The 14,979-nt window shown below is 65.4% G+C and carries 11 protein-coding genes and 1 riboswitch; of the genes, 6 read left to right on the top strand and 5 right to left on the bottom strand.

The features are described from left to right. Nucleotides 1–70 precede the first annotated feature (70 nt). A complete protein-coding gene (locus tag VN706_12430) occupies nt 71–457 on the bottom strand; it encodes an OsmC family protein (GenBank protein HXT16434.1) in 387 nt (128 codons plus the stop codon). Nucleotides 458–612: 155 nt separating this feature from the next. Between VN706_12430 and VN706_12425 the strand changes: the two genes are divergently transcribed. Next, the gene (locus VN706_12425; GenBank protein HXT16433.1) at nt 613–4,077 is read left to right on the top strand and encodes a hypothetical protein; all 3,465 of its coding nucleotides are present in this window, start codon (nt 613–615) and stop codon (nt 4,075–4,077) included. A 59-nt stretch (nt 4,078–4,136) separates the two neighbouring features. On the opposite strand, the gene VN706_12420 is transcribed toward VN706_12425, so the two are convergent. Further along, a complete protein-coding gene (locus tag VN706_12420; GenBank protein ID HXT16432.1) occupies nt 4,137–4,979 on the bottom strand; it encodes a hypothetical protein in 843 nt (280 codons plus the stop codon). After that, nucleotides 4,976–6,460 (bottom strand): hypothetical protein, encoded by a 1,485-nt coding sequence (locus tag VN706_12415; protein ID HXT16431.1) that lies wholly within the window; start codon nt 6,458–6,460, stop codon nt 4,976–4,978. The genes VN706_12420 and VN706_12415 overlap by 4 nt, the downstream gene beginning before the upstream one ends. 228 nt (nt 6,461–6,688) lie before the next feature. Here VN706_12415 and VN706_12410 point away from each other — a divergent pair, with 228 nt between their 5' ends. The 3 genes from VN706_12410 to VN706_12400 all read left to right on the top strand — a co-directional run bounded on the left by VN706_12410 (nt 6,689) and on the right by VN706_12400 (nt 9,240). Further along, nucleotides 6,689–7,489 (top strand): hypothetical protein, encoded by an 801-nt coding sequence (locus VN706_12410; protein HXT16430.1) that lies wholly within the window; start codon nt 6,689–6,691, stop codon nt 7,487–7,489. A gap of 10 nt (nt 7,490–7,499) precedes the next feature. Next, a complete protein-coding gene (locus VN706_12405) occupies nt 7,500–8,327 on the top strand; it encodes a hypothetical protein (protein ID HXT16429.1) in 828 nt (275 codons plus the stop codon). A gap of 139 nt (nt 8,328–8,466) precedes the next feature. Further along, complete coding sequence (locus VN706_12400; GenBank protein ID HXT16428.1) at nt 8,467–9,240, top strand: methyltransferase domain-containing protein; 774 nt, start codon at nt 8,467–8,469, stop codon at nt 9,238–9,240. Between the two features lie 93 nt (nt 9,241–9,333). Here the strand turns inward: VN706_12400 and metB are convergent, their stop codons facing one another. Together metB and VN706_12390 are read right to left on the bottom strand one after the other, a co-directional pair. Then, nucleotides 9,334–10,611 (bottom strand): cystathionine gamma-synthase, encoded by a 1,278-nt coding sequence (metB, locus tag VN706_12395; GenBank protein HXT16427.1) that lies wholly within the window; start codon nt 10,609–10,611, stop codon nt 9,334–9,336. Next, the gene (locus tag VN706_12390; protein HXT16426.1) at nt 10,608–11,513 is read right to left on the bottom strand and encodes a homoserine O-succinyltransferase; all 906 of its coding nucleotides are present in this window, start codon (nt 11,511–11,513) and stop codon (nt 10,608–10,610) included. Before VN706_12390 ends, metB begins: the two co-directional genes overlap by 4 nt. Nucleotides 11,514–11,767: 254 nt before the next feature. After that, a riboswitch (SAM riboswitch) is annotated at nt 11,768–11,843 on the bottom strand. A 104-nt stretch (nt 11,844–11,947) separates the two neighbouring features. On the opposite strand from VN706_12390, the gene VN706_12385 reads away from it, so the two are divergent. Together VN706_12385 and VN706_12380 are read left to right on the top strand one after the other, a co-directional pair. After that, nucleotides 11,948–12,283, top strand: coding sequence for a PadR family transcriptional regulator (locus tag VN706_12385; GenBank protein ID HXT16425.1), 336 nt, complete (start codon nt 11,948–11,950; stop codon nt 12,281–12,283). A gap of 2 nt (nt 12,284–12,285) precedes the next feature. Further along, nucleotides 12,286–14,961 carry an ABC transporter permease gene (locus tag VN706_12380; protein ID HXT16424.1) on the top strand — a complete coding sequence of 892 codons (2,676 nt, stop codon included), beginning with the start codon at nt 12,286–12,288 and terminating at the stop codon, nt 14,959–14,961. Nucleotides 14,962–14,979 lie beyond the last annotated feature (18 nt).

Raw genomic sequence — 14,979 nt, 5'->3', positions numbered from 1 at the left:
GTCGTCGCTAGCCCACACGATACGTGACGACGACATCCGGGGTCGCGACCGCGACCGTGCCGTAGAGGGGTCACCGCCGCTTGAAACTCTCCACGAGCGCCGCGGCGGTTGCATCGTCACAGCCCGTCAGCGTGAAGTCCACGCGGACGGTATTGAGCAACGTGACGTCCGTGCGCGCCTGTTTGGTGCGATCGTTGGCGCCGTAGATCTTCACCGCGACCTTGTCGAGCGGCTTGTTCTCGGTCCTGGCGATCACATGAATCAGCTCGACGCCGCACGCCGCCACCGCCGACAGAAACAGCTCGACCGGCGTGATCTCCTCGCCCGGACAGCCGTTCTGCGCCGGTCCGTCGACGATGAAATGATGGTCGCGCGCGCTGCACAGCACCCGGCCGAAGATGTCGGTCGATTGGGCGGCGATGGTGTATTCGCGGAGGGTGGTCGGGGGGGCGGTCATGAAAGGCGGGCGTATGGGCGTATGGGCGTATGGGCGTGAACCGCGAACCTAACCCCAGCGAAGGCGCGTGCAAGGCCGTACAATATCATAGCCAATCGCCCGCCTTTGGCTTGTCGCCCATACGTCCACGCGCCTACACGCCCATACGCCCGCCTATGCATCGCATCGCGCTCGCCGCGCTCGCCACACTTTTCGTCGCGGCGTCCAGTCCCGCCCTCGCTCAGAATGCGCAGAACCGCCCGCTCCCCGCGGACTCGATTCTCGTGCGCTCGCTCGCGTTCCGTTCGATCGGACCCGCCGTCATGTCGGGCCGCATCGCCGCCATCGCCGTGGCCGAGAGCAAGTCAGGGCGCGCGCAGATCGGCAACGTGATCTATGCGGGTGCCGCAACGGGCGGTATCTGGAAGTCGACCAACGCGGGCGTCAGCTGGACGCCGGTGTTCGACTCCGTGCGCACGGGCTCGATCGGCGCCGTCGCCGTCGCGCCGTCGAATCCCGACGTCATCTGGGTCGGCACGGGCGAATCGAACAACATGCGCAGTTCGTCGTGGGGCACGGGCGTCTACAAATCGACCGACGGCGGCAAGACGTGGTCGAGCGCCATGCTCCCGAAGTCGCAGCACATCGGCCGCATCGTCGTCGACCCGCGCGATCCCAACATCGTGTACGTCGCCGCGCTCGGTCCGCTCTGGGCGTCGGGCGGTGACCGTGGTCTCTACAAGACCACCGACGGCGGCAAGACGTGGACGAACACGAAGCAGATCAGCAAGTACACGGGCTTTGGCGAGCTCGTGATGGATCCGTCGAATCCCGACGTGCTGTACGCGGCGTCCGAGCAGCGCGAGCGCCGCGAATACGGATTTCTTCCCGCGGGCACCGAAGCCGCGATCTACAAGACGACCGACGGCGCGAAGACGTGGACGAAGCTCGCCGGCGGACTGCCGAACGGTGAGATCGGCCGCGTGGGCTTGAGCGTTTGCAAATCGCGGCCGTCCGTGCTCTACGCGATGGTGCACGCGAAGGCGCCGGAGAACGGCTTGTATCGCACCGATGACGCCGGCGCATCGTGGAAGCACGTGAATGACGTCAACGGCACGGCCTGGTACTACAGTCAGGTGATCTGCGATCCGACCGATCCCGATCACGTCGTGACGCTCAACGCCAACTCGCGCGAATCGCACGACGGTGGCCGTACGTTCACTCCGTTCGCGGCGGGCAACGGCATTCACACCGATCACCACGCGCTCTGGATCAATCCCGAGAACGCCGATCAAATGATGCTCGGCTCCGACGGCGGGTTGTATCAATCGTATGACGCCGGCAAGTCGTGGGATCACGTGGAGAGCATCGTCGCGGGCCAGTTCTATTCGATCGCGGTCGACGACGCGCAGCCGTTCTACAACGTGTATGGCGGATTGCAGGACAACCAGACGTGGGGCGGCCCGAGCCGCACGCGCAATTCGTTCGGCCCGACCAACGCCGACTGGTTCCGCATGGCGGGCGGCGATGGATTCTTCGCCGTGCCCGATCCGGCGGATCACGAGATCGTGTTTGCCGAGTCGCAGCAGGGCGGCGTGGTGCGATATGATGCGCGCACGGGGCAGACGAAGAACATTCGTCCCACGCCGACGCCGCCGGAACGCTACCGCTTCAACTGGAGCGCGCCGATTCTGCCGTCGATGCACGCGCCGAAAGTGGTGTACATGGCGGCCAACTATCTCTTCCGCTCGAACGATCGCGGCGACACGTGGGAGAAGATCTCGCCCGATCTCACGCGCGGCATCGATCGCAACACGCTCGCGCTGCGCGAAGGCGTGCCTGATTCCACCGCGCTCGGGCGCAATGAAGGCACAGCAGAGTTCTCGAATATCACAACGATCGACGAATCCGGCTTCCGCGCCGGCGAGCTCGCGGTCGGCACCGACGACGGCATCATTCAGGTCACGCGCGACGGCGGCAAGTCGTGGACGAAGGCGGATCATTTCGCCGGCGTGCCCGACACGACCTTCGTGAGCCGGGTGGTCTGGTCGAAGACGAACGAGGGAACGCTGTACGCCACGTTCGACGGCCATCGCAGCAATGACTTCCATCCGTACGTCTACAGGAGCACGGACTTCGGCAAGAGCTGGACGTCGATCACGGGCGACTTGCCCGACGGCGGCGCCACGCAGGTGGTGCGCGAGCATCCGCGCACGGCCAATCTGCTGTTCGCCGGCACCGAGTTCGGCGTCTTCTTCACGACGGACGGCGGCACGCACTGGACGCAGCTCAAGAGCGGCATTCCCGGCGTGGAGGTCGCGGACATTCAGATTCAACCGCGCGCGAACGATCTCGTCGTCGGCACGCACGGTCGCGGCATCTACATTCTCGACGACATCACGCCGCTCGAGCATCTCGCGAAGGCGCGCGCGGCCTTGCAGTCATCGGTCGCCTATCTCGTCCCGGTGCAGGACGCGCTGCTCTTTCAACCGAACGGAAGCCGCAATTCCGGCATGGGCACGCGCGGGTTCAGCGGTCAGAATCCGGAGCCGGGTCCGCACATCACGTATGCGTTGAACGCGCCGACTGATGCGAAAGTCTCGCTCTCGATTCTCGACAACGCGGGCACGGAAGTGCGCGAATTACCGGTGAGCAAGCAGCCGGGCATGCATCGCATCACGTGGGACATGCGTGTTGGTCCGCCGTTGACGGCGCCCGTCGACACGTTGACTCTCAACGCGGCGAACGCCGGTGGTCGCGGCGGTCGAGGTGGACGTGGCGGCGGCGGTGGCGGTGGTGCACCGGCTGATTCCGCGGGCCGCGGCGCCGGTGGGTTCGGTGGTGGATTCGGCGGCGGCCGCGGCGGCAACGCGGAGCCGATGTTCCCCGCATTGCCGGGTCGTTACGTTGCCCGACTCACGGTGACGCCGACGACCGGCGCACCGACGGTTCTCACACAATCGTTCGCGCTCACGAAAGATCCGATGGTGACGCTGAGCGAGACGGAGCTCAAGCAGCTCTACGCGTTCCGTCTCGACGTGACGAAGCTTCAGCGCACGCTGCGCGAGCGGCAGGCGCAGCTCGACACGGCGCAGCGTGTGTTCGCCGCGGCAAAGCGCGCGGCGGATTCGTCGGGCACCAAGGTCACGCCCGAGCTCAAGACGCAGATCGCGGCGGTCGAGAAGGAGCTGGCGGACGTGAACCGCGAGCTCGGCGTCGCGGGCGGCGGTCGCGGTGGATTCGGCGGGGGTGGTGGCGGTGGTGGCGGTGGTCGCGGCGCCGTGGTGGCGAACGCGGGTCGCGGCGGAGCTGGTGGCCGTGGCGGACGCGGCGCTGGCGCGACGCAAGCGGGTCAGCCGGCGAGCGCAGAGCCTGGTCGCGGCGCTGGCGCCGCACCTGTCGAGGATGAACAGACACCCGCGCAACAACAGACGCCGCAGACCATTCAAGCGCGACTTGGCACGACGACAGAGATGCTCAACGTCACGTTCAATCCGAGCCCGGCGCAGAAGAAGACCGTACAGGCGCTGCCGGCGGAGATCGACAAGCAGGCGGCGCGCGTGAAGAAAGTGTCGACGACTGATTTGCCGGCGCTGATCAAAGCGTTGAAGGATGCGGGTGTCGAGGTGAAGGCGCCGTAATGCCCGCACGTTCTGTCATCCTGTGCGTGAAGCGCGCAGGATGATAGGCAACGCTCGAGTCAGATCAGTACGCCGCTCACCTGTGCGGGGAGCTCGGCTTCGACGTCGGCAAGCGAGACGTTAACTACCCGAAATCCGTTCGCGACGCCAAGTCGCTCGGCCAGCACCGTCGCGGCCGTGATCTGGGCAAGGCAGCGCATCGGGATCATCGCGATGAGCAGCTCCACGCCGCGCATGCGTAACTCTGTGATTAGCTCGAAATAGCCACTCGCGCAGTTGCCGTTGCCGGATTCGATCATACAGAATTCGCCGAGCTCAGGATCGCGCACGGAAATTCTGCTGAGCGTTTCGTCCGAGTGTAGATGCGCGAGGCCGTGACGACCGTTCATGGCGTGCTCGCGCAGGTGTCCCACGCTTCGCTGGCGCAGCCAGCGTTCCGAGAATAGCCAGCGATTCTCCATGCACGGCAGCACGTCATCCGCGTCGAGACCGGCTTGCGAGAGTAACACATGATGGAAATGCGGAAGTTCCGGAACCGCCTGGTAGTATTGTTCGACGAGGGCGACTGCGAGCTGTTCGCGTAAGTGCCGATCTTCGACTGCGGGGCGGACGAATTGAACGTCATCGACGGATGCGACGAGCTGCGTTCGGGGAGAGCACGCCGACGCCAGCGCTTGGCACGCGGCGTACCATGTGAACTTCGTAAACGCCATGAGGTCGGCTGGCACGCCCTCGGGAAAGCTGGAAGCGTCGAGGAAATCCATCGTCTTACCGCCCGCCGAAAACAGGGCGTAATGGCCCGCCAGCACCGCCACTCGACTGGGCTCCGCGTCGACGATGCGTTGCGCGAGCCACTCCGAGAGCTTTGGAAGCTCAATCTTCGTGGCGGCCGGAGACGTCATTTCGCAACCTCAGGCGGCATGGCCAGGCGATCGATGAAGTAGGTACGGATCCACTTTGTCGAAGCGAACACGTGCTTCGGCGGCGACTGCCGAACCGAGTCGTTGTAGCGCGGCGCGCCCCACGTTCCAAGACCGACAATATGGACCATGGCGCCAGCGCTCACGCGGGTGCGGTGCGGGTTACCGACCGAACCCTCTCGCGAATCTGCATCGGGCCCTGGTGCGCACGCGTCGCGGCTTTCGTTCACGTTGGCGGAGAGCTCCTCCATCGACGAGCGAGACTTCGAGTCGAGCGTTTGGCTCCCGAACCCCGGAAGCAGAATATCCTTGCTCCAGTCCAGCTCTTGCAGTGACGGAGGCGGAACGAGCGTGCTGTAGCCATCCACGAGCGCCGGTCCACCACACAGCAACGCGAGGCCGGTTTTGAGACTGGCTTGCACCGTCGCATGAACCCTGTCTTTGAGCGTCCGAAACGAATCGTTCTGCTCATCGTGCCTGAGCTGGCGTGCAAGTAGGACGATATCCAGGACCAGCGCTTCGAAGAGCTGCTTCGCCGAAGTCGTGGGCGGGGCGGACGCGTTTCTTGGCGGCAACCATCCGTGGTCGAGGTATGCCTGCTTCGCCGCGGCTTCGTTCGCGCACGCCTTGACCAACAGGTAATAGCCCACGGGGTCGTACGGATAGAACCAGTGATGCGCGAACAGCATCTGGAGTACGCACTGCACCGAGTGATCGCTAACACCGGCCTCGAGGAGGGCGCCGAGATGCCGCGTCACGCGGGCTTCTCCGAAGAGCACGTTCGCGCGCACCGTTCTCAGACGCGGCGCAATCGCGGCGACATAGTCGATGAGATTGGAGTATTCGGGAACTTGGACGTCCCGTGCGCTTTGCTCTTCCTTTGTCAAGGTGAAGATCGTGCCCAGCACCGGCGTGCGCCGCCAGACTGGAAGATCGAACGCGTTGACCAAGGGCGCTAAGGCGAGATGGTGGATCCACCAGCCCTTTGGAGGTACCGGGTCGCCGCCGCCCGGCTTCGATGCCTCTCCGACAGGAATGCGGTAGCGTGCTTGTTGCACGCGAAAATCCGCTGACCGGGCGATCGCCGAATTGGCCTGGCGATAGTTCGATACCGCGCTAACGTCGATCTCGTCCGATTTCGGGAATCGGCTGAGGCAGTGTTCCTGGTTCAAGAGAAACAGTCCGGTTTTTCCCGATGCTGCGCAGGTGTGAACGGTATCTGGCTCGGTGATTCCGGCGGCCGCGGGATGCGGCCCGACGTCGAACAACGGACCTGGAGATTCGTCCCGCAGCCCGTCACAGCCGAGCGGCTGGAACAAATACACCGAGACCTTGGCGTCGACAGGCAGAATGCGTCTCAGCCGGCTCCGCGCATCTTCGCGTTCCTGCTGGGCGAGGACTTCGAGCGGGTGTAAGGCACGCGGCGACGGCGTCGTTCGCCCGTCGAATGATGTAGTGGCCACGGCGTCGGGGATCGAAGTATTGGGAGGGAATTAGGCCCGAAACTTCACGCGAAAAAACCAATGATGCAAGAGCTCTAATCACCCGTAACCTTCTAATCGAACCTTCCGAGCGTCTTTCAGCTGAAACGAGCCGGTTAATCCCTCGGATTCACGTCTTCACACCCTCGCAGCGGGGAATTGATTCCACGTCGTCCCGGTGCTGCTACCCCAGTCCTGAGGGTTTTCCTAATGAGCGTGATCCGCCTTTTCCTTTTCGCCGCGAGCGTCGCGTCGGCGCCGCTCGCCCCCCCGCACAACAGCGTATCGATCATTCCTCCGACGACGCAAGTTCAGCCGACGATCGCGCCGACCGTCTCCGCCGCCGACACCACGTGCCGGCCCGCAACGGACATCGTCCTCGTCGACGACATGTCGACGTCGATGCTCCACAGTGCCCACCTGGCGCCGAAACGAGAGGGGCTGGATGCGTTCGTCCAATCCGTGCCGGCGTGCAGCGCGGGCGGAATCCTCGTCACCGTCGTCGGAGCCGATCCGACCCGGCGCACCGTAGAACTGCGCATCGACGCGCGTCCCGCGCACAGCCGCCTGCCGGTTCGCGTCAGCGATACCGCGCACAACCCGTTTGCGGCAAAACAAGCACAACGCGCCCAGCACGTCGCGGACTCGCTCGCGCTCGTCGCGGCGGCCACGTACGACAGGACCTCGGCGGCGGAGCGCGCGGCCTTCATCAATGAGGCGATCGCGATTCACAATCAGGTATTCGAGAGGGCCAACGGTTCGCGCGTCTGTCAGGCGCTTCGAGACGCCGTCGAGTTCTTCAACAGACCGAAACCGGCCGGCGCTCCGCGCGCCATGCGCATCCTGATCCTCAATACCGATTTGTTGGCAACCGATGTCGGGACCGGTTGTCCGTCCGCGCGCATCGCCGACATGGTGCTCACGCTCGCCGACCGACCTCGACACAGCGTCAATGTCATCCCGGAGCCCGCCCGCGTCTTTTCACTCAAGGATGTTTCCCTACTCTTCTGAGAACTCGAACATGTCGACCACCATTCCTTTCGCCGAAAATCCCGACAGAGCACGCACGCGCGCGGTCGAGCAACTCGCCGATGGTGTCATCAACGCGAAGATGCAGTCCGACCACGACACGACCGCGCTCACCCTGGCCGAGACGGCCCTCAACACGCTCGACATCGACGCCGGCGAGCTGCTGGACGAAGCCGACAAGCTGCGCCCGCGCACCGTCATGCTGATCATGATGATCGTGTTGGTGATGTTCCAGGACCAGCGGTTCCTCTCGGCGTTCGCGCGCATGATCGCCGATCTCTCTGGTACGGCGGCGTCGTCGCTGTTCTGGATCGCGTCGGTGGTCTCGCTGGTGCTGACCGGAGCCGACGTCGGTGTGGGGTTGCTGTTCCCGCGCCGCGCTGTGTCACGACAGATGGCATATGGGCGCGCGGCGATCATCGGTTCTCTGCTCGCCGTGCCCGCGATCATCAGTTGGGCGACGTGCGTCGCCGGATGGGCGGACGTCAACGGCGTCATGCCGCCGGAAAAGCTGGTCGTCAGCGTCGCGATGGTCGCCCTGACGGTGGCGGCGCACGCGGTGGTGATTGCGCTGGCGTCGAGCGGCGTGGGGCCGTGGGTTTACTATCGCGCGGCGCGTATGTTCCGCGTCGTCGGGCTTCGCGATCTGACGGAAAAGCAGCTCGAGAGTCGCAAAGAGCTCGATCGGCGTATGGTTCGCTTCCTGTTGGAGGTCGGTGAAGCGAAAGCGGAGAAGTTGCGCGACTTCATCTTCAATCGCGCGCCCAGCAAGGGGGTGCCGACTCAAACGGAGTTGTTCTCCGAGCTCGGCATCAACTAATCGATGACGAGCACGATAACTGGCTGATGACCCAAGGTCTTCAGCCAGTTTTTCGTTGTCGGCCGAGCGAAGGCGCGATCAGGCTCCCAGCTCGCTCGTGGGCGCGCGTCGAAAGCCATAGTTTCCGAACAACAATCGGATGGTCGAGCGCGCGTACGCGCGATACGTTGCGAACATGGTGGTCATCGAACGGGATTACGTCCTCGGAACACACGACGAGGAAGGGGAACGGCTCGGAGTGCAGCACGTCGTGTGGCGCTCACGTGCACTTGCGGCGTGGCGGCGCGCCGGATTCGGCCGCGGGGACACGCTGATCGACGTCGGGTCAGGGCCCGGCTACGCCACGATGGATCTTGCCGAACTTGCTGGCTCCCGTGGACGCGTGATCGCGGTCGATCGATCGCGGCGCTTTTTGAACGTATTGCGGAAGGTGCAGCACAATCGCGGCATCGGACACATCGATACGATCGAGTCCGACCTCGCCGAGATCGATCTCGGCGATCGCGTCGCCGACGGAGCGTGGTGCCGATGGGTGCTGGCGTTCCTGCCGAACCCGCGCGCGTTGCTCGAGCGAATCGCGCAGGCGCTCAAGCCCGGCGGCGTGTTCGTGTCGCACGAATACTTCGACTATGCCAGTTGGCGTGTGCTGCCCCGCTCGCCGCTATTCGAGGAGTTCGTGCAGGCCGTGATGGCGAACTGGCGAAAGAGCGGCGGCGAGCCGGACGTCGCGCTGGACATTCCGCGGTGGCTCGAGGAGCTGGGCTTCACAATCGAATCCACGACTCCGCTCATCGATGCGATCACGCCGGCCAATCCGATCTGGCAATGGCCGGCGTCATTCATGGATGTTGGGTTGCGGCGGTTGATCGATCTGGGCGCGGTGAGCGCCGAGCGCGGGGCCGCCCGGAACTGACGCGCGTCGCGAACGATCCGACGGCGCGCATGATCACGCCGGGGGTGTTGGAGATCGTGGCGCGGAGGCAGTGAACCACTCTCCCCCGCAATGTCATCCTCGCCCCGAGCGTAGCGAGGGGGAAGGACCCCTTGGTCGCCGAGGAGAACTCTCTCCGCAGCGATCGGGGTCCTTCGGTCGCTGCGCTCCCTCAGGATGACAAGAGTGCTCAATCGCCACCACATCCAGCGCCCGTACCAGATCGCGCGCCAGATCTTCTCCCGACTCGATCCCCACCGACACTCGCACCAGCGAGTCACTAATCCCCGCGCTGGCACGCGCCGCGGCGTCCATCGACGCATGCGTCATCGTCGCGGGATGCGCGATCAAACTCTCGACGCCACCCAGCGACTCGGCGAGCGTGAACAGCTCGAGATTGGCCGCAAGCGTCTCGACCGCCGCCGTACCGCCGCGGATCTCGAAGCTCACCATCGCGCCGAACCCGGCTTGTTGCGATGCCGCGATCGCGTGCCCGGGATGCGTGAGTAAACCGGGATAATAAATTCGTGATACCGCCTCATGCCCCTCGAGCGCGGCAACGACCTCACGCGTCGACGCCAAATGCTGCGTGAGCCGCGCGTGGAGCGTTCGGATGCCCCGCAACGTCAGGTAGCTGTCGAACGGCGCGCCGGTAATCCCGAGACAATTGGCCCACCACGCGAGCTCCTGCCCGAGCGACTTGTCGCGCGTCACGACCGCGCCGCCGACGACGTCGCTGTGTCCGTTCAGATACTTCGTCGTCGAGTGCACGACGACGTCGGCATCGAATCGAACGGGCTGCTGCAGCGCCGGCGACAAGAAGGTGTTGTCCACGACGGCCAACGCCCCGGCCGCGTGTGCGGCCTGAATCACGGTACGGAGGTCCGTGATGCGCAGCAACGGATTGCTCGGCGTCTCGATCCAGACGAGCCGCGGCGCATGACGCGCGATCTCCAACGGCGCCTCGACGCTCGTCAAGTCGGCGAACACCAGGGTGAAGTGCGCTTTCGCCGCGAGCGCGCGCAGCAGCCGCTGCGTTCCACCGTAGCAATCGTGCGCCGCGACGATGGTGTCGCCGGGCCGCAGGAGCTGCAGCACCAGCGTCACCGCCGACATGCCGGTGCTCGTCACCACGCCCGCCGCCCCGCCCTCCAGATCAGCGATAGCGTCGGCCAGGTTCGTGCGTGTCGGATTTCCGCTGCGCGTGTAGTCGTAGCGCCGCGGCCTGGCGAAGCCCTCGAACGAGAACGTGGACGAGAGGTGCAGCGGCGGGACCACGGCCCCATGTTCCTTGTCGGTGGCGATCGCGGCGCGCACGGCACGCGTGGTCGGGGTGTATTCGAGTTTGCTCATTGGATGATAGTCGTGGCGATGGCGATCTCGAGAATGGTCCCGAGCGCATCAGGTTCCGTGAGAAAGGCGTCGTGACCGCACGTGGACGCGAGATGAATCAGGCGAGTCGGCGCGGCGATCGTCGCCGCCAACGCCTCGAGCTGCGCGCCCGGAACGATCGCGTCCCCCTCGGCGGCGACGATGACGGTGGGCGTCGTGATGCGCGCCGGATCGACGCGATGCAGGTCCCCCGACAGCGAGAGTGCTAAGAACCGTTCGGCCGACCACCGGTCGGCGAATTGCTCACCGTGATGCGCGAGATACGACTCGACCGGAAAGGTCGCGTCGTTATCGTACAGCGAGTCGGGCCGCGGATCGAAACGCTCGCCGAATTCTTCGCGGCTGCGGTACGTCGTCATCGCGACTCCGCGCGCGATCGCGAGCGCGGAGCGCGTGCGGCCCGTCTCGAGGCCGAGCTTGACGATGCGCCGCTGCAGCGCACGCAGCGCCGTGCTCATCGGATGCGGTTCGTGCGGCGCACTGATCGCCACCAGCCGCTCGATGCGTTCCTGATACCGCTCGGCGAACGCCAGTCCGACCATTCCACCGTACGACGCGCCGACGAACGCGTGAACGCGCGCGACGCCGATCTCGTCGAGCACCGCGGCGATCGCATCGGCCTGATCGTGCGTGGTCACGACGCGTCGCGGCTGGCCGTCCGCACGCCGGCCGCCGTCGATGAAATCGACGCCAAGCACGCGGTAGCGCGTCGTATCGATGGGCTTTGCGTCGCCGACGATGTCGCTCCACCACGCCGTCGCGTGACGCGTCGCGGAGATACCGCCGAGGACGACGATGAGCGGCGCGCCGGCTTGACCGGCGAGCTCATAGGTGGTTGTGGATTGCGCGATGGTTGTCGTCATGGCGATCGGCGGCGAAAAAAAATCCCCGGGCTCGAGAAGAGACCGGGGAGGGGTGAGCGGGTTGCTCGCGGCGATGGCGCGCTCATCCGCGCATGCGTCGTCCTCCGTGCGACTCTCTCGAGAGAGAAGCGGTCGTCATTCGCATGGTCATTCGCATGGTCATTCGCATGGTCATTCGCATCATTCGCATCATTCGCATGGTCATCGACATGATCGTTCGCATGAGGGACAACAAAAAAGCCCGGGCGATGGTGGCCGCCGGGCTCGATCGCTTTTTAGCACATTGTTTTACGTGGCGGCAAGAGGCGGCAAATGACCACGAGACTTCGATTGTGAGATCATGATACGCCGCGACCGGACCCGTGTCAAGAGTACTCTTGACAATCAACAGGAGCGGGTCATACTCTCCTCTTGACGATCAACTGGAAGGAACGATGGACGAGCCGAACACCGACGTCATCCCCGGCACGCTCGACATGCTCATCCTCAAAACGTTGAGCCTCGCGCCGTTGCACGGCTTTGGCATCGCGCGGCGCGTCGAGCAGATCTCGCGCGGCGTGTTCAAGGTGAATCCAGGCTCGCTCCTGGTCGCCCTGCAACGCCTCGAGCGCGCCGGGCTGCTCGACGCCGAGTGGCGTGAGACCGAAAACGCGCGCCGGGCGAAGTTCTACTCGCTGACGCGCGCCGGCCGTAAGCAACTCGAAGTCGAGACAGCCGATTGGTCGCGGCGCGTCACCGCGATCGCCCGACTCCTCAAGACGGAGGCCTGATCATGTCAGCGCGGTCATTCTGGCGCCAACTCACCCGCGGCCTCGCCGCGATCGTCAACCCTGCCCGCGCCGACGCCGATGTGGATGACGAAGTGCGCGACTACGTCGATCGGCTCACCGCCGAGCTCACCGCGAACGGCATGGCGCCGACCGATGCGCGGCGCGCGGCAATCGCACAAACCGGCAAGCCGCCTGCCGTGCGCGAACACGTGCGTTCGTCCGGTTGGGAGCACGTCGTCGAAACAACGCTCGCCGACGTTCGGTACGCGCTCAGACGCCTGCGCCACAACCCGGGCTTCACCATCGTCGCGACGCTGACGCTCGCGATCAGCATCGGCGCGACCACCGCGATCTTCAGCGCGGTGAATCCCATTCTCCTGCGGCCGCTTCCCTACCCTGGCGCGGACCGCCTCGTCACGATCGCCGATCGCCGCGACGACGGCTCTCCGTTCGATCCCACCTACGGCACTTACGTCGAGCTCGCGGCGCGCGCGCGCTCGTTCGCGATGCTCGCGGCGTCGGACGGCTGGACGCCGTCGATTTCCGGCACGACCACGGAGCCGGAGCGCCTGGCTGGCCGCCGGGTGAGCGCGACGTTCCTTCACACGCTCGGCGTCGCACCGCTCGCGGGTCGCGGCTTCGATGCCTCGGAGGATCAACCGGGTGGACCGAACGTCGCGATCGTCAGCGATCGCCTGGTCCGCCGCCGATTCGCCGGCGACGCCGCCGTCGGCCGGACGATCACGCTCGACGGCGACGTGTACACCGTGATCGGCGTGATGCCGAGCGACTTCGTCGACCCCGTCGCATCGGCGACGGACATCTGGGCGCCGCTTCAGGTGCGCGCCCACGCGCCGTTCAATTCGCGCGAGTGGGGACATCACTACCGCATCCTCGGACGGATCGCGCCGAACGTGGACGTCGCGCAGGCAGCGCGCGAGGTCGCCGCGATCGGCGCCGGCGCGATCAGCGAGTTTCCGCGCCCGAGCTGGAGCAATATGAGTAGTGGTATGGTCATTCGCTCATTACAGAATGATATCACCGCCAACGCGCGGCCGGCGTTGCTCGCGATCGTCGGCGCCGTGTTCGTGTTGCTCGCGATCGCGTGCGTCAACGTCACCAACCTGCTGCTTGCCCGAGGCGCCCAGCGGCGCGGCGAGTTCGCCATGCGATCGGCGCTCGGCGCCGGTCGCGGCCGGGTGCTGCGCCAGCTGCTCACCGAAAGCGTGATCCTGGCGATGATCGGCGGCGTCGTCGGCCTCATCGTTGCGGCAGCGGGGGTTCGCGCCCTCGTGATTCTGAGCCCGCCGGGGCTGCCGCGCATCGAGGCGGTGCGATTCGATGTGGGCGTATTTGCGTTCGCCGTCGCGCTGACGACACTCGTCGGTCTCGTCATCGGGCTCATGCCCGCGGTCGTCGCGTCGCGCGCGGGATTGAATCACGGTGCGCAGGGCCTCTCGCGCCGGACGGTGGGCGGACGGGCCGCCGCGCGAAACGTGCTCGTCGTCGCGGAGGTGGCCCTCGCGATCGTGCTGCTGGTGGGCGCGGGATTGCTCGCGCGGAGTCTCAATCGCCTGTTCGGCGTCGCCCCAGGCTTCAATCCGTCGCACGTGCTCTCGATGCAAGTCGTCGAATCCGGCCACGCATATCACACCGACACCGCGCGAGCGCGCGCGTACACCGAGGCGCTCGACGCCGTGCGTCGCGTGCCCGGTGTCGTCGACGCCGCATTCACGAGCCAGCTTCCGCTGAGCGGAAGCCTGGATAGCTATGGATACGAGCTGGCGGCGTACCCCGCCGCCAAGCCGGGCGATGACGGATCTACCGGAGCGTTTCGCTACCAGGTCACGCCTGATTATTTCCGGACGATGGGCATTCCGCTGCGCCGGGGGCGATTGTTCGACGCGACCGATCGCGTCGGCGCGCCGGAATCGATCATCATCAGCCAATCGTTCGCCAATCGAAAGTTCGGACACATGAATCCGATTGGCCAACGAACACACTTCGGTCCCGAAGTCAACGGCGATCACCCGTGGGGAACCGTCGTCGGCGTCGTCGGCGACGTGAAACAGGAATCACTCGGCGGCGAAACCGGAGACGGCTTCTACGTGCCGATGGGCCAGTGGTGGTGGGTGGACAATGACGCGACGCTCGTCGTGCGCACGTCCGGCGATCCGGCGCCGCTCACCGCCGCCATCAAGCGCGCGATCTGGTCGGTGGATCCGACGCAACCGATCCTGCGCATCGCGACGATGGACCAGGTCATTGCGGCCACGGCGTCGCAACGGCGGTTCGCGGCCATCGTGTTTCAGGCGTTCGCGTTCACCGCGCTCCTGCTGGCGGCGATCGGATTGTATGGCGTCATCGCGGGCAGCGTCACGGAACGCACGCGCGAGATCGGCATTCGCACCGCGCTCGGCGCCACGAGTGGAAACATCGTCGCCGGCGTCGTCGGCAATGGACTCTTGCTTACAACTGTCGGTGTCCTGTTCGGAATTAGCGGCGCATTCGTCGCGAGCCGCATGCTCGAGACGCTGCTGTTCGGTGTAACACGTGGGGACCCGAGTACGTACGTCGGCGTCGTCGGCTTGGTTGCCGGCGTGGCGGTATTAGCGTGTTGGGGTCCGGCGAAACGCGCGGCACGCGTCGATCCGGCCATCACGCTGCGCGCCGAGTAACCTCTCCCGTGGAGACCA

Source organism: Gemmatimonadaceae bacterium (genome assembly GCA_035606695.1).
Taxonomy (GTDB): domain Bacteria; phylum Gemmatimonadota; class Gemmatimonadetes; order Gemmatimonadales; family Gemmatimonadaceae; genus JAQBQB01.
The sequence above is the reverse complement of the archived record's forward strand: the minus strand, read 5'-3'. Positions and strand labels throughout refer to the sequence as shown.

What these genes read in the sequence shown, in the direction of transcription:
- VN706_12430 (HXT16434.1), bottom strand. Translation starts at nt 457, where the DNA reads ATGACCGCCCCCCCGACCACCCTCCGCGAATACACCATCGCCGCCCAA.
- VN706_12425 (HXT16433.1), top strand. Translation starts at nt 613, where the DNA reads ATGCATCGCATCGCGCTCGCCGCGCTCGCCACACTTTTCGTCGCGGCG.
- VN706_12420 (HXT16432.1), bottom strand. Translation starts at nt 4,979, where the DNA reads ATGACGTCTCCGGCCGCCACGAAGATTGAGCTTCCAAAGCTCTCGGAG.
- VN706_12410 (HXT16430.1), top strand. Translation starts at nt 6,689, where the DNA reads ATGAGCGTGATCCGCCTTTTCCTTTTCGCCGCGAGCGTCGCGTCGGCG.
- VN706_12405 (HXT16429.1), top strand. Translation starts at nt 7,500, where the DNA reads ATGTCGACCACCATTCCTTTCGCCGAAAATCCCGACAGAGCACGCACG.
- VN706_12400 (HXT16428.1), top strand. Translation starts at nt 8,467, where the DNA reads ATGGTCGAGCGCGCGTACGCGCGATACGTTGCGAACATGGTGGTCATC.
- metB (HXT16427.1), bottom strand. Translation starts at nt 10,611, where the DNA reads ATGAGCAAACTCGAATACACCCCGACCACGCGTGCCGTGCGCGCCGCG.
- VN706_12390 (HXT16426.1), bottom strand. Translation starts at nt 11,513, where the DNA reads ATGACGACAACCATCGCGCAATCCACAACCACCTATGAGCTCGCCGGT.
- VN706_12385 (HXT16425.1), top strand. Translation starts at nt 11,948, where the DNA reads ATGGACGAGCCGAACACCGACGTCATCCCCGGCACGCTCGACATGCTC.
- VN706_12380 (HXT16424.1), top strand. Translation starts at nt 12,286, where the DNA reads ATGTCAGCGCGGTCATTCTGGCGCCAACTCACCCGCGGCCTCGCCGCG.